Source organism: Streptomyces sp. NPDC001507 (genome assembly GCF_042894765.1).
GTDB lineage: Bacteria > Actinomycetota > Actinomycetes > Streptomycetales > Streptomycetaceae > Streptomyces.
Map to the genome: position 1 here is coordinate 383,480 of NZ_JBIAVV010000011.1, position 18,402 is coordinate 401,881.

The following is an 18,402-nucleotide window of genomic DNA, read 5'->3' on the forward strand; positions in this document are numbered from 1 at the left end:
GCATTTCCGTAATGCCTGTACATGAGGCGCGTGATCCACATGTGCCCACCCTGAGGAACGAGGCACCCCAGATGACCGACCCCGTGACCCTGGACGGCGAAGGCACCATCGGCGAGTTCGACGAGAAGCGCGCCGAGAACGCCGTACGCGAACTCCTCATCGCGGTCGGCGAGGACCCGGACCGCGAGGGCCTGCGGGAGACTCCGGCGCGGGTGGCGCGGGCGTATCGCGAGCTTCTGGCGGGGAATCACCAGCTGCCTGAAGAGGTCCTGACGACGACGTTCGACCTTGGACATGACGAGATGGTCCTGGTCAAGGACATTGAAATCGTAAGTTTGTGCGAACATCACATGTTGCCATTTCATGGCGTGGCTCATGTCGGCTACATTCCGGCGGAGACCGGCAAGATCACAGGCCTGTCGAAGCTCGCCCGCCTGGTTGAGGTGTTCGCCCGTCGACTGCAGGTGCAGGAACGCCTCACCACGCAGGTCGCGGACTCGCTCATGCGGATCCTCGAGGCCCGGGGCGTGATCGTCGTCATCGAGGCCGAGCACATGTGTATGTCGGTGCGAGGGATCCGTAAGCCAGGTGCCAAGACGACGACATCGGCGGTCCGCGGTCAGCTCAGGGATGCTACGACCCGTGCTGAGGCAATGAGCCTGATACTGGCGCGCTGAGTCGATTGTCAGTGGTGCCCCTTAACCTCCTCGATCGGCGCGTTGTCTGCCGATCGGGAGGTCAGGGTGGGATACGGGTTACCGAGCAAGCAGACCGTGAACGGCGTAGGCCGTCGACTCTGCGCCCGGGACGTCGGGGCGGGTTGCCGTCTTTGGACGCTGGACGGAGATCGAACGGCCCACACCACCGTCACTCACGTAGAGACCATAAGGGTCCGAGAGGTCGTGGACGTGGTGACCGATCATCTGACGTTCACTGTCGCTCCCGATCAACTGCTCAGCACGCCTGACGGCTGGGTCCATGCGCGAGATGCGGAGGGCGCTGTCCTTGCCTGGACGCCTCCGCGGAAGCTGTGCCGTGAGCGATTGACCATCAAGCTGGGCTACGAGTTCGGCTACATGGCTGCGACCGGCCTGGCGGCGCGTCTGGAAGCCGTTTCACGCCCCTCCGGATATTTGCGGAAGGAAGCACCTGGCTTTCGGGTACGCGTCGTCTCGTCGTATCTCGCCGATCTGATGAGGCAGTACACAGGTGGGGACGCACACCACATGCGGCAGAGGTTTCCACGCGTCGTACTCCGGGACCTGGAGACGTTCGAAGGCTTTCTGGAGGGTTACACCGACGGCGACGGGTTCCGGTCCAAGACCTGGCGTGGGCGCCTCCTGGTCAGCGCGAACGTGCCCTTTCTCGCGGAACTGGCGGAAGTGATCGGCGCGCGATTCACGCCTCGGACGAACGGGACGGCCTCGCACCTTGTCGTAGCCGACAGCTGGCTCTCCCGTGGGGTCTTCCGGCCCGAGCGGCACCCGCTGCAGCTCAGCGAGTCCACATGGGTCGAGGTCCGCGGGCTTCGTCCGCGCACGGCCGGAAGTACCAAGCCGTTCACCTTGTACAGCTTTCGCCTCGATCCCCATCCCGGGTTTCTGGTCAACGGGCACTTGGCACGTCAGCCCTGGTGACCGCATTACGCGGCCGATGCCGCTCCATTGTCGTGTTCGTCGTCCTCCGGGAGCTTGCACACCCGTTCCAGGAACATGGCCGCCGCTATGACGGCGACGCCGGCGACGACCGAGAAGGCGGCGTAGAGGGCCTGGTCGCGGCGGGTGGGGAAGTCGAGGAGTTCGAGGAGGAAGACGCCGGTGCCGCCGTACATGCCGGCGACGAGGGCGGCGACGAGGGCACTGGCCTGGCCGAAGACGACGGCGCGGGCCGCCATCAGGGGATCGACACCCTTGGCCCCGGGGCGGCGCTCGCGCTGGGCCTTGAGGCGGGCGCGCAGCGAGAGCGCGGTGGAGAGCAGGACCACGGCGATCAGGGCGAGGACGATCGGGGCGGCCACCGGCACGCTCGGCAGCGTCCCCACCGCGTTCCAGAGGCGGGCGGCCGCCCAGGACAGCACTCCGGCCACGACGAAGACGCCGGCCAGCACCCTGATCCGCAGCTCTTTCACTGTTTTCCTTCAGCTCCCCCGCAGCGATGTGGTCGTCTCGACCTTAACGACTACTCGGGCAGTCGGAGTTCCAGGTCCCCGCGCGCTTCCACACCGTGCCGGGTGACGGCGGCCAGGAGGTCCGCGACCGTGCCGCGGCCGGGCAGCAGCGCCTCCGGGTCGACGTCGTACCAGGGCGCGAGCACGAAGGCGCGCTCGTGGGCGCGCGGGTGCGGGAGGGTGAGGTGCGGGTCGTCGGAGACGACGTCGGCGTAGGCGACGATGTCGACGTCGAGGGTGCGCGGGCCCCAGTGCTCGTCCCGTACCCGGTTGAACGCCTCCTCGACCGCGTGTGCCCGCTCCAGCAGGGAGGACGGCGGGAGGGTGGTCTTCAGCACCACGATCGCGTTGTAGTACGTCGGCTGGCTGCCGGGCTCGACGCCCCACGGCTCCGTCTCGTACACCGGCGACACGGCCTTGATGCGGACGCCGGGGGTGTCCTCCAGGGCGTCGACGGCGCCCTGGAGGGTCTCCAGGCGGTTGCCGAGGTTGGAGCCGAGGGCGACCACGGCGCGTTTGGGGTTGGACAGGGTCGTGTCGGCTGCGTCGACCTGCTCGACGACGGAGGCGGGCACCGGCTGGACGGTCGGGTCGCTCGGGCCCCGCAGGGAGGATGCGGTCATACTCGGCTCCGGGTGATGGTGACGGTGACGTCGTCGAAGGGGACGGCGATGGGCGCGTCCGGCTTGTGGACCTGGACCTCGACCTCTCTTACCCCTTCGTGCTTGAGGCAGACCTGGGCGATCCGCTCGGCGAGCGTCTCGATCAGGTTCACCGGTTCCCCCTCGACCACGGCGACGACCTCCTCGGCCACGATGCCGTAGTGCACGGTCTTCGTCAGGTCGTCGTCGGCCGCCGCCGGACGGGTGTCCAGCCCGAGGGTGAGGTCCACGATGAAGGTCTGGCCCTCCTCGCGCTCCTTCGGGAAGACACCGTGGTGCCCGCGGGCCCTGAGGCCGCGCAGCGCGACACGATCCACGCGAATCACTCCTGCAATCGTCGGTGTGCGGCCGGACCCCATCGCATGCGGGCGATGGACCGGCCTCACACGAATCTACCTGCGGGCAGCGACAGAGCCGGGGTACGGGGCGTGGGGGTCGCCGGGGCGCGGCAGGGTTCATCGGGTGTTTCCCCCGGAGAACCCGGTGGCTCACGGGCCGGTAGCCGTATCTACTCGTGAGTTCGTGATTCCAGCCACTTCTTGGTCCGCCAGGGGTGTCCCGCGCTCAGGAGGGCGTGTCGTCCTCTTCGTCCTCGTCGGTCTCGGAGAGCACCGGGGAGGCGTGGTGGGACCAGAGCTTCCAGCCGTCCCGGGTGCGCCGGAACACGTTCGTGGCGACGACCAGTTGTCCGACCAGCGGGCCGAGTTCCTGGCCGCCCTCGGGGGCGGGGCCGCCGCTGAGGATGTTCTCCGTGCAGGTCACCAGGGCGGTGTCGCCGGTGACGGAGACGTGCACGTCGGTGAGGAAGAACTGGATGTAGTCGGTGTTCGCCATGATCAGCGCGTACGACCGCAGGACCTCGCCGCGGCCGGTGAGGACCGGCCAGCCGGGATGCACGCAGGAGATCACGCCGCTGTCGGCGGGGTCGTGGTACTCCTCGTCGACGCCCAGGTCGGCGGGGGCGAGCCAGAGGCCGGAGACGGTTTCGAAGTCGCCGTTCTCCAGTGCCTCGTAGAAGGCGGTGTTGGCGGCCTCGACCTGCTCGACGTCGGTATGGGGGGCGCTCACCGGGCTCCTTCGCCCGGCGCGTCGGTTCCGGTGCGCGCTTCCTCTATTGCGCGCGCGACCCGTACCGCGTCGGCCGTGGCGCGTACCTCGTGCACGCGCACCGCCCACGCGCCGGCGTGCGCCGCGAGCGCGGAGACGGCGGCCGTCGCGGCGTCGCGCTCCCGGGCCGGCGGGGGAGCCGCTTCGGGTCCGGCCAGGACCCGGCCGAGGAACCTCTTGCGGGAGGCGGCGACGAGGAGGGGGTGGCCCAGGGCGTGCAGCCGGTCGAGGCGGGCGAGCAGGGCCAGGTCGTGCTCGGAGTTCTTGGAGAAGCCGAGGCCGGGGTCGACGACGATCCGGTCGGGGGAGATGCCGCCGGCCAGGACGGCGTCCACGCGCGCGTGGAGTTCGTCGAGGACCTCGCCGACGACGTCGTCGTACACGCCCTCGACGTTGCCGCCCGCCAGGAAGCCGCGCCAGTGCATGACGACGAAGGGGGCGCCGGAGTCGGCGACGACGGGGATCATGTCGGGGTCGGCGAGGCCGCCGCTGACGTCGTTGACAAGGGCGGCGCCGGCGGCGAGGGCCTGCCGGGCCACGGAGGCGCGCATGGTGTCGACGGAGACGACGACGCCTTCGGAGGCGAGGCCGCGGACGACGGGGACGACCCGGCGCAGTTCCTCGTCCTCGTCGACGCGGGTGGCGCCAGGGCGGGTGGACTCGCCGCCGACGTCGACCAGGTCGGCGCCCTGGGCGCCGAGGTCGAGGCCGTGCTTGACCGCGGCGGTCGTGTCGAACCAGCGGCCGCCGTCGGAGAAGGAGTCGGGGGTGACGTTCACGACCCCCATGACCGCGCACCGGTCCCATGCCGGAAGCCCTGCCACCTGGCCACGTCCGCTGTGGTTGCTCATACGTTCAGCGTAGGCCCAGGGCCCTGTGGCCAGCCCCGTGGCCCGAGCGGCGCCCTCAGGGCTGGAGGGGGGCGGGGCGTCCGCTCGGGCCGGTCAGGGGGTCAGGCCGCCCGTACACCCTGTTCGGCGATGCTGTGGGCGCAGGCACGGGGGGCGGGCGCCTGGCGGCGCAGGAAGCGGGGCAGCGGGAGGGCGAGGCTGACGAAGCCCTCGGCCTGCATGGCGGCGAGGCCGATGCGCGGGAGGTCGCCGGAGGCCCGGTAGACCACGAAACGCGGCTCCCAGCGGGGCTGGAACTTGGCGTTGAACTTGTACAGCGACTCGATCTGGAACCAGCGGGAGAGGAACACCAGCAGTCCGCGCCAGGCGCGCAGCACCGGTCCGGCGCCGATCTTCTCGCCGCGGGCGAGTGCCGAGCGGAACATCGCGAAGTTGAGCGAGATCCGGGTGATGCCGAGCTTCGGGGCCGCCTGCAGGGCGGCCACGATGAGCAGTTCGTTCATGCCGGGGTCGGCGGAGCGGTCGCGGCGCATCAGGTCGAGGGAGACGCCGTCGGTGCCCCACGGCACGAAGTGCAGGATCGCCTTGAGGTCGCCGTACTGGCCGGGCTGGTCGTCCGCCCACCCGTCTCCCGCCGCCGCCCTACCCGAGGCGCTTCGCGCCGCCCCTTCGATTCTGTGGGCGGTGGCGATCAGGCAGTCGCCGTCGGCGGGGTCGCCGATGCGGCCCAGCGCCATGGAGAAGCCGCGCTCGGTGTCGGTGCCGCGCCAGTCCTCGGCGGCCCGGCGGATGCGGTCGAGTTCGGCCTCGCCGAGGTCACGGATGCGCCGTACCCGGGTTTCGTAGCCGGCCCGCTCGATGCGCTTGACCATCTGGCGCACGTTGCGCATCGCGCGTCCGGCGAGCGAGAAATCCGCCACGTCCACCACCGCCTCGTCGCCCAGTTCGAGGGCGTCCAGGCCGGTCTCGCGGGTCCACACCTCGCCGCCCGTCTCCGAGCAGCCCATGACGGCGGGGGTCCAGGAGTGGGCCTTGGCCTCGTCCATGAAGCGTTCGATGGCGCCGGGCCACGCCTCGACGTCGCCGATCGGGTCGCCGCTGGCGAGCATCACGCCGGAGACGACGCGGTAGGTGACCGCCGCCTTGCCGCTGGGCGAGAAGACGACCGCCTTGTCGCGGCGGAGCGCGAAGTGGCCGAGGGAGTCGCGGGCGCCGTGCTTCTCCAGGAGGGCGCGCAGCTGGGCCTCGTTCTCCTCGGTGAGGTGGGCGGCGGGGTGTTCGGGGCGGAACGCGAGGTAGATGGTGGTGACCGCGGTGATCAGGCCGAGGGCGCCGAGGGAGAAGGCGACCGTCCAGGAGGTGGAGCCCTCGTAGTCGACGGGGCCCTCGAAGCCGAACAGGCCGTACAGGACGTGGGTGATGCGGTCGGCCAGGCTGGGGTCGCCGATGGTGCGCTTCGGGTGGGCGCTGACGATGACCAGGCCGAGCGCGAGCGAACCGGCGCTCATGAGGACGAAGTTCGCGAGCGCGCGCCACCGGCTGCGCGGGTCGGGCAGCGCCTTGAACTCGTCGCGGTGGATCACGAGTGGCACGAACAGGGCCAGCGAGATCAGCGCGCCGATGACCGAGTGCCGGTACACGAACTGCGAGACCGCGCCGGCGGGCAGCAGCGCGACCGCGGCCCGCCAGGCCCGGCGCTTGCGCCGCTTGAGCCCGTGCGCGAGCAGCAGCAACAGCACGCCGGCGCTGAGCGAGAGCGCGGCGGCGAACGGACCGAGCGACCCCGGCAGCACCTCGGCGATGGCGTGCATCCGGCTGTGACGGAAGCGCGGGAACACGCCCGCGGCAATGTCCAGGACGCCCACGACCGCGCACGCCCTGCCGACCAGGGCGGGGACGGTCTCGGGGCGCGGGCCACGGACTATGCGCCGCGCCCGGCTTGATCGGCTCGGAACCTCGCCCGACATTTCCCCATCTATCCTGACAGACATCGCATCCCGTAGTTCTGCGAGAGACCTTGGATCCGGGCCCGATTCGGGCATCCGGCGACATTGCGCCCTCTAGGACGGTGTCTCGGGGGGAAAGGTTCACTCCCCACCGGAAAGCCGGTTCAAAGGACAGGGAAAGCCCGGGGCAAGCCTCGCTGAAACCAGCGGAGGTCACGGGGGAAAGCGCAGGCAGGAAGCACCTCATGGGTCTCACAAGTAATAAACTGCTGGCATTGGCGATCTTGTCCGCCGTACTGCTGTTCGTAGGCACGGTGTGGCTGTGGCCCCGGCTCGCCCGCCGGAACTGGCGGGCGGTCAGCGGCCGTGTCGGTCTTCTGCTGGCCACCCAGCTGGCACTCTTCGCGTGCGTCGGGATAGCGGTCAACCAGGCTTTCGGTTTCTACGCGAGCTGGGCGGACCTGTTCGGCACGGAGACCGACCAGGGCGTCGTGGTCAACCACGCGTCCGGCCCGCTCCAAGTGATGTCCACGTCCCAGGTGCACGGCATGGGCGGCTCGCTGCCTGGGACGGCCGGTCAGATCCAGCAGGTCGGCATAGTCGGCCGTACGACGCACATCACCACGCCCGCGTACGTGTACCTGCCGCCGGAGTACTTCCAGCCGCAGTACCGCACGCGGACGTTCCCGGTCGTGGTCGTCCTCAGCGGCTATCCGGGCACCGCCAGCGCGCTGGTCGACAAGCTGCACTATCCGCGCACTGCGCAGCACCTGGTCAGGGACGGGAAGATGCGGCCGACGATCCTGGTGATGCTGCGGCCCACGGTCGCGCCGCCTCGGGACACCGAGTGCGTGGACATCCCGCACGGGCCGCAGACCGAGACCTTCTTCGCCAAGGACCTGCCCGACGCCGTGCGGGCGCACTACCGGGCCGCGGTGAAACCGGGAGGATGGGGGATCGTCGGCGACTCGACGGGCGGGTACTGCGCGCTCAAGCTCGCCGTGCACCACCCCGGCGTGTACGCGGCCGCGGCCGGGCTCTCCCCGTCGTACAAGGCGCCCCTCGACGCCACGACCGGCGACCTCTTCCACGGCGACCGGCATCTCCAGCACCGCGCGGACCTGTGGTGGTTCCTGAAGCACGAGCCGGCCCCGGCCACCTCCCTGCTGGTCACCAGCAGCAAAGTCGGGGAAACCAACTACAAGGCCACGCTGAAATTCATCGCGAGCGTGGAGGCCACCAAGCTGACCCGGATCTCGTCGATCATCCTCGACAGCGGCGGCCACAACTTCAACACCTGGCGCCGCGAGATCCCCGCGACCCTCCAGTGGCTCAGCGGCCGATTGAGCGGCGGCTGAGTCCGGGCCCTGCCGATACCGTGTGCAGACTTCGTTGTCGGTGTGTTTTTACGGCCCCGGGCACCACGATTCGCCTACGCGCGGTAAGTTTCTGGCCATGCCACGTGGACGCCACCGTCATTCCCCGCCTTTGCACAGGCTGTTGCCTCCTTCGGCGATCGCCGGTGTCTCCCTCGTCTGCGCCTTGGGCCCCTGGTTGTTCTCCCAACCCACGGTGCTGCGCACCCTGGCCGCGATAGCCGCGGCCACCGCGGCCGTCGGCGCCGCCGTCATGCGGCGCTGGGACAGCGAGGCGGGCAAGCAGGTGGCCGACCTCGCACGCGCGCGTGCGAGCGACGAGTGGCGCCACGAGGAGCGGATCGCCGAGCTGGAGACCGACCTGGAGGAGTCGCGGGAGCTGCGCGCCAAGCTGGAGCAGCGGCTGCGCGCGAAGCGGTCGGAGCTGGCGGGGCTGCGCAACGAGCACGCGTCCCTGCTGCGCCGTTACGCCACGGCCGAGACCGAGCGTGCGAGCGCCCTGGAGGGCCGCCGCCTGCTGGAGATCGAGGCCGCCGAGCCGTCGAACGCGCTCCCGGCGCCCCGCAAGGCGGAGGAGGCGGAGCAGTCCGCGGCTCCCGCCGAGGAGAAGACCGCGGAGAAGGGCGAGAAGCAGGCCGCGGAGAAGGCCGCGGACGAGTCCGAGGCGCTGACGGTCGAGGAGACGGCGCCCGCGATCTTCTCGCCGGAGGGCTCCAAGCTGTTCCTGCGGGCCAAGGTGGCATTGGCCCGGTTCGACGAGAAGGACGCCCCGAAGGACGGGACCGTCGCGGGCACCGAGGCCCAGGGCGCGGCTGAGACGGCCGCCGGGACCGAGGCCGCCCCGGCGGGCGAGAGCGCGCCGGAGGACGAGGCGCAGGGGCAGCCCGAGGCGGCCGACGGGCACGGGCGTGCGGCCGCCGCCACCACGGCCGGACCGGAGGCGGAGGACACCACCCCGGCGCCGGCGGAGCAGGACGCCCACCCCACCACGGCACCGTCCGCCCGTGCCGTGCAGCCCTCGGGCCACTTCACGGTGCCCACCGCGGTGGCGGTGCTGCCGGCCGCGCCGATCCCGCGCCCGCTGGTCACCGGCGGCTTCGACTTCTTCGGCACCCAGAAGGGTTCGCCCGCGGCCGGCCTGGACGCCATGCACAACGAGGACCTCGCGGACGTCGTCGGCCAGGAGGCGCTCGCGCTCCACAAGGCCGAGTCCGAGGCCGAGTTCAAGCCCGCGCAGGCGCGGGGCGTCAGCCAGGTCATCGACCTGACCGCGCACGACGAGACGGAACAGATCAACCTCGGCGGCCTGCGCAGCGCCGCGTCCTGACCACGCGGCGAGCCGCGCCGGGGACGGTCGGTGGCCGGGTGCGGGTGAGTGGGGGCTGGACGCGCAGTTCCCCGCGTTCCTAAAAGCAGGTCGCTGCGGTGAGCGCCCCGTCAGGGGCGCGGGGTGCGCGACCAGCCCCGATGGTGCCGCACCCGACCACGCACCGGACCGGCCGTCAGGCCATCCAGCGGTCCGGCCGCGCCGTCCGGCGGCCCGTCCGGGACCGCTCGGCCTGCTCCCGCAGCAGCGCCGCTGCCTCCTCTGCGGCCCGCAGCCGGGCCGTCACGGTCTTGTCGGCCCCCGTGTCCACATGAACGTCCGCGAGCCGCCACAGCCGCCGCCAGGGCCCCTGGGTCAGCCGTACGCTCTGGACCTTGGCGTGGGGGACGAGCGACAGCTTCCGGCGCAGCAGCCCGTGCCGCGCCGCGAACACCGCGTCCGTGACCGCGAACCCGTACCCGCGCCACCACAGCGGCACGCACCACCGGGCCCGCCCCGGCGGCCGCAGCAGCTCACCGGGCACGGTCACGCCGGGCAGCACGCGCGCGACGACCGACTCGGCGACCGCGCGCGGCGCGACCGGGACCAGCACCGAGTTCGCCGACCCGGCCACGTTCAGCTCGACCCGCACCCAGCGCAGCGGCCGCCACATCAGCGGCTCCACGATCCGCACGGTCTGCACTCGCCCCGGCGGCACCGTCTCGTGCGTGCGGTCGAGGAGCCCGTGGTCGATGCGCAGTCCGTCCGGGGACTCGCCGACCGTCCAGTCGTACTCCCCGACGAACCGCCCCACACTGGTCGTGGCCGCCGCGCCGAGCAGCGGCACGGCGGTCGCGAGCACCGTCCACACGCTGTGGGTGCCCAGCCAGAGGAGCGGCGGGGCCACGAGGGCGGCGGCCAGGGAGCCCCAGGTGGCGCCCGTCAGCACGATCGAGAGCGCGAGCTTCGCCGGGGGCACTCGCATCAGCTCGTGCGCCGGCGCCTCGCCGACCTCGTGCGCGGTCTCCGGCGCGAACCCGGCGGCGCGCGCGAGCAGTTCCGCGCGGAGCGCACGCGCCTCGCCCTGGCCGAGGAAGGCGAGCTCGTCCTTCTTGTCGGTACCGACGACGTCTATCCGCAGCTTGGCGACGCCCGCCACGCGCGCGAGGAGCGGCTGGGTGACGTCGACGGCCTGGATCCGCTCGAGGCGGATGTGCGCGGTGCGCCGGAACAACAGGCCGGTGCGTATGCGCAGTTCGCTGTCGGTCACCGAGAAGTAGGTGAACCACCAGGTGAGGAAGCCGTACAGGGCACCCGCCGTGACCAGGGCGGCGAGCCCGCCGAGGACCATGGTCGTGGTCAGCTTCGTCAGCTGCTCCTGCGCCTGGTTCGGGTCGTGCACCGCCCAGCCGGTGAGCACCGCGACCGGCGCCCAGGCCCGCCGGAACGGCGTCACCGGGTGCAGCCGCCGCTCGCCGGCGGCCTTGCCCGCGCGTATGGCGCCCTCGACGCCCGGCGCGGTCACAGCCCCGCCGATCGGGCCTCGCCGAGCTCGGTGAGCCGGTCGCGCAGCCGCTCCGCCTCGGCCGGGTCCAGGCCGGGGATCGTCGCGTCGGTGGCCGCGGCCGCGGTGTGCAGCTGCACGGTGGCGAGCCCGAAGTGCCGCTCGACGGGCCCCGAGGTCACCTCCACCAGCTGCATCCGCCCGTACGGCACCACGGTCTCCTCGCGCCACAGCACCCCGCGGGTGATCAGCAGGTCGTCGGCGCGCTCGGCGTACCGCCAGGAGCGCCAGTTGCGGCCCAGCAGCACCCAGCCCCAGGCCAGCGCGGCCAGCGGCAGCAGCGCGAAGGCCGCCCACACCGGGCCCGCGAGCAGGCCCGGCAGCAGTCCCAGGGCCAGGGCGAGCAGCCCCAGCCACACCACCAGCAGCAGCCGGCGCATCCGCAGCAGGCCGGGCGGCAGCCCCGTCCAGACCGGCTCGGTCCCCGTGGTCTCGGCGCCGGCGGCGCTCCCCGTCTCCATGGGGCCAGCGTACGTAGGGGAGACTGGGTCCATGACGCCTACGACGCAGACCACGGTCGGGATCGGCGGCGCCGCCGAGAGCACCGACATGGTGCTCAACATCGGCCCCCAGCATCCCTCCACGCACGGCGTGCTGCGGCTGCGGCTGGTGCTGGACGGCGAGCGGATCGTCTCCGCGGAGCCGGTGATCGGCTACATGCACCGGGGCGCGGAGAAGCTCTTCGAGGCACGCGACTACCGGCAGATCATCATGCTCGCCAACCGCCACGACTGGCTGTCGGCCTTCTCGAACGAGCTGGGCGTGGTCCTCGCCGTCGAGCGCATGCTCGGCATGGAGGTACCGGTCCGCGCGGTGTGGACCCGCACCCTGCTCGCCGAGCTGAACCGGGTCCTCAACCACCTGATGTTCCTCGGCTCCTACCCGCTGGAGCTGGGCGGCATCACCCCGGTCTTCTACGCGTTCCGCGAGCGCGAGGAGCTGCAGAACGTCATGGAGGAGGTCTCCGGCGGGCGCATGCACTACATGTTCAACCGCGTCGGCGGCCTCAAGGAGGACCTGCCGGCCGGCTGGACCGCACGCGCGCGTGCAGCCGTGGCCGACGTGCGTTCCCGCATGGACGTCTTCGACGACCTGGTCCTCGGCAACGAGATCTTCCGCGGCCGCACCCGCGGCGTGGGCGTCCTCGCGCCGGAGGCCGTGCACGCGTACGGCGTGAGCGGGCCCATCGCGCGCGCCTCGGGCGTCGACTTCGACCTGCGCCGGGACGAGCCCTACCTGGCCTACGGCGAGCTCCAGGAGACGCTGAAGGTCGTCACCCGGGCCGAGGGCGACTGCCTGGCCCGCTTCGAGTGCCTCCTGGAGCAGACCCACAACGCCCTGGACCTGGCCGACGCCTGCCTGGACCGGATCGCCGACCTGCCGCCGGGACCGATCAACCAGCGGCTCCCCAAGGTCCTCAAGGCACCCGAGGGCCACACCTACGCCTGGACCGAGAACCCCCTCGGCATCAACGGCTACTACCTCGTGAGCAAGGGCGAGAAGACCCCGTACCGGCTGAAACTGCGCTCGGCGTCCTACAACAACATCCAGGCCCTGACCGAACTGCTGCCGGGGACGCTGGTGGCGGACATGGTCGCGATCCTGGGGTCGCTGTTCTTCGTGGTGGGGGACATCGACAAGTAGGGGTGAGTGGGTGCGCGAAGTGAGCGGCTAGATCAGCGCGTCCTCGACGCCCACCGGCTGGAGCAGCCAGAGGAAGTCGCCGAGGCCGCCGGGGGCGGTGAGTTCGGCGGCCTCGCCCGCGGTCGCGAGGGCGCGCACGTATGCGGCGGGGTTCGTGGAAGCGAGGGTGAGCGGGGGGCGGGCGCCGACCAGGCCGAGGGCGCGCAGGGCGTCGCGCTGCGTGCACAGGAGCGCTTCGGGCAGCCTGAGCGCCGGGTCGAGCGCCGTGCACGCGTCCAGCGCCACGTGTGCCGTGATGTCGCACTCCCCGTCCGGCACGGGCGCCGTCGCGCGGCCCTCGCGGAAGCCGGTGAGCGTTCCGAACGGGGGGCGCGTGTCCACGGTGTGCGCGTAGTCCACGGCCACCGCGAGACCCCGCTGGAGGCTGCTGACGGCGGACGCCCACGCCCGGTCCCGGGGCAGCCCGATCTCCGCGCGCAGGCCCGGTTCGGCGCCCAGCGGCCACCACCGCGCGAGCCACTGCGCCTCCGCGCCTGACACGCGCTCGCCGAGCAGCTCGGTGCCGTCCCGCCGGACGTGCACCAGCCGGGGAACCCCGGCCGGGTCCACCTCGGCCACCTCGACCGGCACGTTGTCCAGCCATTCGTTGGCGAAGAGCAGGCCCCGGACGGTGCGCGGGAGCTCGGTCAGCCAGGTGATCCGGTCGGGCAGGCCCGGCGGGCGGTCGGCGAGTTCGACGGCGTACGCACGCGTGCGTGCCGCCACGCCCGCGGGCAGGGCCGCGAGCACGCCGGTGACCAGTTCGCCCCGGCCGGCGCCCATGTCGACGAAGTCCAGCTCCTCGGGGACGTCCAGGGCCTCGTCGACCCGGCACAGCAGTTCGGCCACGGCCTCGGCGAACAGCCGCGAGGCGTGCACCGACGTACGGAAGTGCCCGGCCGGGCCCTCCGGGCGGCGGTAGAAGCCGCCGGGGCCGTACAGGGCCGCCTCGGTGGCCGCACGCCAGCCACGGGCGTCGTCTGCCGTCTCTCGCGTCGCCTCATCCGTCACCGGGCCAGACTAGGCGCACAGGTGATCACCTTCTCCACCTTGCGGAGTACGCGTGCGGAACAGGGATCGGCCCTCCGGTTGACCCCTGCACCTATCACGCTTCCCTACTCTGGGTTACGTGCAGCGCCTCTATGACTTCCTCCGCAGGCACCCGACATGGGTCGACAGCTTCTGGGCCGTCGTCCTGCTCGGGATCTCCGGCGCGAGCATCTGGAAGCTCGGCGAGGCCCAGGCGCACCACGGATCCAGGCCCGCCATGCTGGCCGTGTCCGTCGTGATGAGTGTCGTCGTCGCGCTGCGCCGCCGTTTCCCGGAGCCGATGCTGCTGCTGGCCGCGGCCACCGGCCTGGCCCAGCTGGTGCTGGACGTGGAGACGATCCTCGCCGACTTCGCCATGCTGGTGATCGTCTGCACGAACGCCGCCGTCGGCGCCCGCTGGGCGTCCCGGTTCGGCCTCTACGCCGGGCTGGGCGCCGCGCCCCTGGCGGAGATCCGGTGGCCGCAGCACGAGGCGAGCTTCCCGGGGCACGTCGCGATCGTGCTGTTCCAGACCGTGCCGTTCGTGCTCGCCTGGGTGCTCGGCGACTCCATGCGCACCCGCCGCGCCTACTTCGCGCAGCTGGAGGAGCGCGCCGCCCGGCTGGAGAAGGAGCGCGAGGCGCAGGCCAAGGTCGCGGTCGCCGCGGAGCGCGCCCGGATCGCACGCGAGCTGCACGACGTGGTCGCGCACAACGTCTCGGTGATGGTGGTCCAGGCCGACGGCGCCGCCTACGTCCTGGACGCCGCCCCCGACCAGGCGAAGAAGGCTCTGGAGACGATCTCCTCCACCGGCCGCCAGGCCCTCGCCGAGATGCGCCGCCTGCTGGGCGTGCTGCGCACCGGCGAGCACAAGGAGGTCGGTGAGTACGTCCCCCAGCCCGATGTCGAGCAGATCGACGACCTCGTCGAGCAGTGCCGCACCTCGGGCCTGCCCGTCGACTTCAAGGTCGAGGGCACCCCGCGCCCGCTGCCCAGCGGCGTCGAGCTCACGGCGTACCGGATCGTGCAGGAGGCGCTGACCAACACCCGCAAGCACGGCGGCCCCAACGCGGGCGCCAGCGTGCGGCTGGTCTACTTCGACGACGGACTCGGCCTGCTGGTCGAGGACGACGGCAAGGGCGCCCCGCACGAGATGTACGAGGAGGGCGGCGTCGACGGCCAGGGGCACGGCCTGATCGGCATGCGCGAACGCGTCGGCATGGTGGGCGGCACCCTCGACGCGGGCCCTCGCCCGGGCGGAGGATTCCGCATCAGTGCCCTGCTGCCGCTCAAACCGGCGCATTGACGCAGACGCACGCCCCCGGTTGACACCTGTCACGCCCTCAGGTCGAGGGGCGGAACACGAACGAAGAACGAGAAACGGAAGAGGACCCGATGACGATCCGCGTGATGCTCGTCGACGACCAGGTGCTGCTGCGCACCGGGTTCCGGATGGTGCTCGCGGCCCAGCCGGACATGGAGGTCGTCGCCGAGGCGGGCGACGGCGTCGAGGCCCTCCAGGTGCTGACGTCCACCGCCGTGGACGTCGTCCTGATGGACGTGCGCATGCCCAAGCTGGACGGTGTGGAGGCCACCCGCCGCATCTGCGAGCAGCCGGACGCGCCCAAGGTGCTCATCCTGACCACCTTCGACCTCGACGAGTACGCCTTCTCGGGGCTGAAGGCGGGCGCCTCCGGCTTCATGCTCAAGGACGTGCCCCCGGGCGAACTGCTGGCCGCCATCCGTTCCGTGCACAGCGGCGACGCCGTCGTCGCGCCCTCCACCACCCGGCGCCTCCTCGACCGTTTCGCGCCGATGCTGCCCTCCGCCGGGGAGCCCCGGCACCAGGAACTGGACCGGCTCACCGAGCGCGAGCGCGAGGTGATGGTGCTGGTCGCGCAGGGCCTGTCGAACGGCGAGATCGCGAGCCGGCTGGTGCTGTCCGAGGCCACCGTGAAGACGCACGTGGGCCGCATCCTGACCAAGCTCGGCCTCCGCGACCGCGTGCAGGTGGTCGTGCTGGCCTACGAGACGGGGCTGGTGCGGGCGGGCGGCGGCCACGGCTGACGCCCGCCGGGCAGCGCGTCCCGTAGGGGCGCTGGGGGGTACCCCCGGCCGAAGGCTGGGGGAGGAACTGCGCGGCCGGCCACGACGGTGCCGCAGACTGCCGACTACCCGGCGCGCCCCTTCCCGCGCAGCGTTCAGCGGAGCATCCCCTCCAGGAAGTCGCTGCCGAGGCGGGCGACGACGGTGACGTCCAGCTGGTGCAGGACGTACCGGCCGCGGCGACGCGTCGTGACCAGGCCCGCCTTCTTGAGCACGCCCAGGTGCCGGGACACCTCCGGCGCCGACAGGCCGTGCATCTGTGCCAGCTCGCCGGTGGTGTACGCGCTGCGCGCCAGATGCCGGCACAGCCGCATCCGCACGGGATGGGACAGCGCCGCCATCCGCAGCGTCAGTTCCTCCACGGACGCGGGCGGGGCGAGCTCCGGCGGGCCGACCGGGTAGTGCAGCACCGGCTGCCAGCCGTAGCGGTGCAGGACCATCAGATGCGGCCGGCCCAGGCTGGTGGGCACCAGCAGCAGGCCGTCGGCCGCCACGCGCGCGTGGCCGTCGGTGAGCTTGTCCACGGTGATCCGCGCGCCCGTCCCGTCGAGCGTCACGGCGGGCGAGACCGCCGCCAGCGCCTCGGCCAGCCCCTTGCGGCGCAGCAGCTCCGTCTTGTGCCGGGCGTCGGCCTCCAGCTGGGGTCGCAGCCGCGACCAGGCGTCGTCGAAGAACGCCGCGGCGCAGTCCTCCAGGAACCGGCGCAGCCACGCGCGCACGCCCGGCGGGTCGTCCAGCAGCCGCCGGGCGAACCGGGCCTGCTGCGGGCCGCGCGAGGCGGCCGCCTCCAGCGCCCTGCGGCGCCCGGGGGGATCCGACAGGAGCGCCGGCGCCTGCGTGGAGTACGTGAGCACGCACGCGAACTCCAGGGCCGCGTCCACGAACTGTTCGTCCGTCAGTTTGTCCAGCTGGTCGAGCTCCGCCGCGAGCGTGCCGGCCGGGAGGGCGCCCGGCACGGCCGCGTACGGCAGGAACAGGTCCGAGAACGTCGTGCGCCACAGGAAGTCCGCCTCGCACATCCGGTCGGCCAGATGCGGTTCCAGGCGGGCGGCGAGGCCGGTCGCCCAGCCCTGCAGGCCGGGATGGTGGCCGGGTTCGGACAGGGCGTGCAGCGCCATGCCGAGCTCCGCGAGCGGCGAGGGCACGACGGTGACCCGCTCCGGTCGCAGCTCCGCGATGTCGATACGTACGCTCATATGCCCATCGTGCACGGTGCCGCGGCCTGGGTGGGCCGGGCGCCTACAGGGGTGGTGGGTGCGGTCGGGTGGCGGGGCGGGTTGTGCGGGGTCGCTCGCGCAGTTCCTCCCCCAGCCTTCGGCCGGGGACCCGGACCCCCCAGCGCCCCTACAGGGGCGCCTCAGTTCGCGGTGTTCCGGGCAGCCGTCCCACGAAGTCCGCGACCGCTGCTCTCACGCCCTCCGTCGTCCACTCCAGGCCCGCCTCCGTCACCGTCACCTCGGTCATCGACAGGCCCGGGCCCTTCTGCTCCCAGAAGCCGGGGAAGAGGTAGGTGCCGGTCTCCTCGGCCTGGCGCAGCGCCGTCTCCAGCAGTACGTCGGCGTCGTACGGCAGCCAGACCTGGAACTGGTGGGTGTGCGGTGGCTCGGGGTGGATGCGGGACCAGGGGACGCCCGCCTCGGTGAAGCCGTCCCGCAGGGCCGCGGCGACCACGCGCGCGTGGCGGACGTAGTCCGGGAGGCGGGGCAGCTCGCGGTCCAGGCCGGCCAGGGCCGCGAGGGCGGCAGGGAACTGCTGGAAGATCATGCCGCCGTAGCGGTGGCGCCAGGTCTTCGCCTCTTCGACCAGGAGTTTCGGGCCGGCCAGCGCGGCGCCGCCGAAGCCGTCGAGGGACTTGTAGAACGACACGTAGACGCTGTCCGCCAGGTCCGCGATCTCGGACAGGGGGCGCCCGAAGTGGACGGTGGCCTCCCACAGGCGCGCGCCGTCGAAGTGCACCACCGCGTCGCGCTCCCGCGCCGCCTCCACCAGCTCCGTGAGCTCCTCCCAGGAGGGCAGCACGAAACCGGCGTCCCTCAGGGGCAGCTCCAGCATCAGCGCCCCGAAGGGCTCCGCGAAGTCGCGTATCTCCTGGGCGGTGGGGAGCCTGGGCTCGCCGGTGAGGCGCACGGTGCGCAGGCCGGCCACCTCGCGGAAGGCGTTGCGCTCGTGCACCTCGGGGTGGGCGAGCGCGTGCAGGGCGACCGTGGGGTTGCCGGTACGGGCCGCCCAGCAGCGCAGGGCGACCTGCTGGGCCATCGTGCCGGTCGGGAAGAACGCGGCGGCCTCCGTGCCCAGCACGGACGCTACGCGCCGCTCCAGGGCCTCCACGACGCCGTTGCCGTAGACGTCCGACGGCTCGTCCAGGTCGTACACACCGGGAGCCGCCTCCTGGAGCCCCGCGAGCCGTTCCCGGAGCGAAGCCCGCGCGCCCACGCGCGCGAGGACGCGGGTGGCTCCCCGGTAGGCGGCGGTGCGCCGCTCCCGCATCCGGTCCTCCGCGGACAGGGGTGCCTTCGGCTGCTCGTCCTGGCCCGTGGCCGTATCGCTCATGCCGTGGATGATGCCGTGGCAGAGCGGCCGGGGGCCCGTCATTTTCCTCCGCGCC

The 18,402-nt window shown here is 72.2% G+C and carries 18 protein-coding genes; 7 read left to right on the top strand and 11 right to left on the bottom strand.

The genetic code is table 11. The features are described from left to right. Positions 1-71: 71 nt before the first annotated feature. A complete protein-coding gene (gene folE / locus ACFY0K_RS33885) occupies positions 72-677 on the top strand; it encodes a GTP cyclohydrolase I FolE (RefSeq protein WP_352363515.1) in 606 nt (201 codons plus the stop codon). A gap of 225 nt (positions 678-902) precedes the next feature. Then, the gene (locus ACFY0K_RS33890; protein ID WP_390643016.1) at positions 903-1,637 is read left to right on the top strand and encodes a hypothetical protein; all 735 of its coding nucleotides are present in this window, start codon (positions 903-905) and stop codon (positions 1,635-1,637) included. A 5-nt stretch (positions 1,638-1,642) separates the two neighbouring features. On the opposite strand, the gene ACFY0K_RS33895 is transcribed toward ACFY0K_RS33890, so the two are convergent. The 6 genes from ACFY0K_RS33895 to ACFY0K_RS33920 all read right to left on the bottom strand — a co-directional run bounded on the left by ACFY0K_RS33895 (position 1,643) and on the right by ACFY0K_RS33920 (position 6,754). Next, entirely contained in the window at positions 1,643-2,128 is a 486-nt protein-coding gene (locus ACFY0K_RS33895; RefSeq protein ID WP_390643017.1) for a DUF3180 domain-containing protein, read from the bottom strand. A gap of 50 nt (positions 2,129-2,178) precedes the next feature. After that, positions 2,179-2,790, bottom strand: a complete 612-nt coding sequence (folK, locus tag ACFY0K_RS33900; protein WP_382729317.1) for a 2-amino-4-hydroxy-6-hydroxymethyldihydropteridine diphosphokinase — start codon at positions 2,788-2,790, stop codon at positions 2,179-2,181. Further along, positions 2,787-3,146, bottom strand: coding sequence for a dihydroneopterin aldolase (gene folB, locus ACFY0K_RS33905; protein WP_390643018.1), 360 nt, complete (start codon positions 3,144-3,146; stop codon positions 2,787-2,789). Before folB ends, folK begins: the two co-directional genes overlap by 4 nt. 247 nt (positions 3,147-3,393) lie before the next feature. Then, on the bottom strand, positions 3,394-3,897 hold the full coding sequence (locus ACFY0K_RS33910; protein ID WP_093500048.1) for a nuclear transport factor 2 family protein: 504 nt from the start codon (positions 3,895-3,897) through the stop codon (positions 3,394-3,396). Further along, complete coding sequence (folP, locus tag ACFY0K_RS33915) at positions 3,894-4,787, bottom strand: dihydropteroate synthase (protein WP_390643019.1); 894 nt, start codon at positions 4,785-4,787, stop codon at positions 3,894-3,896. The genes ACFY0K_RS33910 and folP overlap by 4 nt, the downstream gene beginning before the upstream one ends. Before the next feature lie 101 nt (positions 4,788-4,888). Further along, complete coding sequence (locus ACFY0K_RS33920; protein WP_390643020.1) at positions 4,889-6,754, bottom strand: phosphatidylglycerol lysyltransferase domain-containing protein; 1,866 nt, start codon at positions 6,752-6,754, stop codon at positions 4,889-4,891. 224 nt (positions 6,755-6,978) lie between these two features. On the opposite strand from ACFY0K_RS33920, the gene ACFY0K_RS33925 reads away from it, so the two are divergent. Further along, on the top strand, positions 6,979-8,091 hold the full coding sequence (locus tag ACFY0K_RS33925) for an alpha/beta hydrolase (protein ID WP_390643021.1): 1,113 nt from the start codon (positions 6,979-6,981) through the stop codon (positions 8,089-8,091). Positions 8,092-8,188: 97 nt separating this feature from the next. After that, complete coding sequence (locus ACFY0K_RS33930; RefSeq protein WP_390643022.1) at positions 8,189-9,436, top strand: hypothetical protein; 1,248 nt, start codon at positions 8,189-8,191, stop codon at positions 9,434-9,436. Between the two features lie 175 nt (positions 9,437-9,611). Here ACFY0K_RS33930 and ACFY0K_RS33935 read toward each other — a convergent pair whose 3' ends face one another. Both ACFY0K_RS33935 and ACFY0K_RS33940 read right to left on the bottom strand, forming a co-directional pair. Continuing rightward, a complete protein-coding gene (locus ACFY0K_RS33935; RefSeq protein ID WP_390643023.1) occupies positions 9,612-10,940 on the bottom strand; it encodes a PH domain-containing protein in 1,329 nt (442 codons plus the stop codon). Beyond that, the gene (locus ACFY0K_RS33940) at positions 10,937-11,440 is read right to left on the bottom strand and encodes a PH domain-containing protein (protein WP_351960919.1); all 504 of its coding nucleotides are present in this window, start codon (positions 11,438-11,440) and stop codon (positions 10,937-10,939) included. Before ACFY0K_RS33940 ends, ACFY0K_RS33935 begins: the two co-directional genes overlap by 4 nt. Positions 11,441-11,471: 31 nt before the next feature. Between ACFY0K_RS33940 and ACFY0K_RS33945 the strand changes: the two genes are divergently transcribed. Next, complete coding sequence (locus ACFY0K_RS33945) at positions 11,472-12,623, top strand: NADH-quinone oxidoreductase subunit D (protein ID WP_390643024.1); 1,152 nt, start codon at positions 11,472-11,474, stop codon at positions 12,621-12,623. Between the two features lie 27 nt (positions 12,624-12,650). On the opposite strand, the gene ACFY0K_RS33950 is transcribed toward ACFY0K_RS33945, so the two are convergent. Beyond that, positions 12,651-13,673, bottom strand: a complete 1,023-nt coding sequence (locus tag ACFY0K_RS33950) for an SAM-dependent methyltransferase (protein WP_390643025.1) — start codon at positions 13,671-13,673, stop codon at positions 12,651-12,653. Between the two features lie 118 nt (positions 13,674-13,791). Here ACFY0K_RS33950 and ACFY0K_RS33955 point away from each other — a divergent pair, with 118 nt between their 5' ends. Together ACFY0K_RS33955 and ACFY0K_RS33960 are read left to right on the top strand one after the other, a co-directional pair. Beyond that, positions 13,792-14,997 carry a sensor histidine kinase gene (locus ACFY0K_RS33955; protein WP_390643026.1) on the top strand — a complete coding sequence of 402 codons (1,206 nt, stop codon included), beginning with the start codon at positions 13,792-13,794 and terminating at the stop codon, positions 14,995-14,997. Between the two features lie 89 nt (positions 14,998-15,086). Beyond that, the gene (locus ACFY0K_RS33960) at positions 15,087-15,758 is read left to right on the top strand and encodes a response regulator transcription factor (protein WP_351960923.1); all 672 of its coding nucleotides are present in this window, start codon (positions 15,087-15,089) and stop codon (positions 15,756-15,758) included. 134 nt (positions 15,759-15,892) lie between these two features. Here the strand turns inward: ACFY0K_RS33960 and ACFY0K_RS33965 are convergent, their stop codons facing one another. Together ACFY0K_RS33965 and ACFY0K_RS33970 are read right to left on the bottom strand one after the other, a co-directional pair. Continuing rightward, positions 15,893-16,993 (bottom strand): DUF5937 family protein, encoded by a 1,101-nt coding sequence (locus ACFY0K_RS33965; RefSeq protein ID WP_351960924.1) that lies wholly within the window; start codon positions 16,991-16,993, stop codon positions 15,893-15,895. Positions 16,994-17,141: 148 nt separating this feature from the next. Further along, entirely contained in the window at positions 17,142-18,347 is a 1,206-nt protein-coding gene (locus ACFY0K_RS33970; protein ID WP_390643027.1) for a threonine aldolase family protein, read from the bottom strand. Positions 18,348-18,402: the final 55 nt, after the last annotated feature.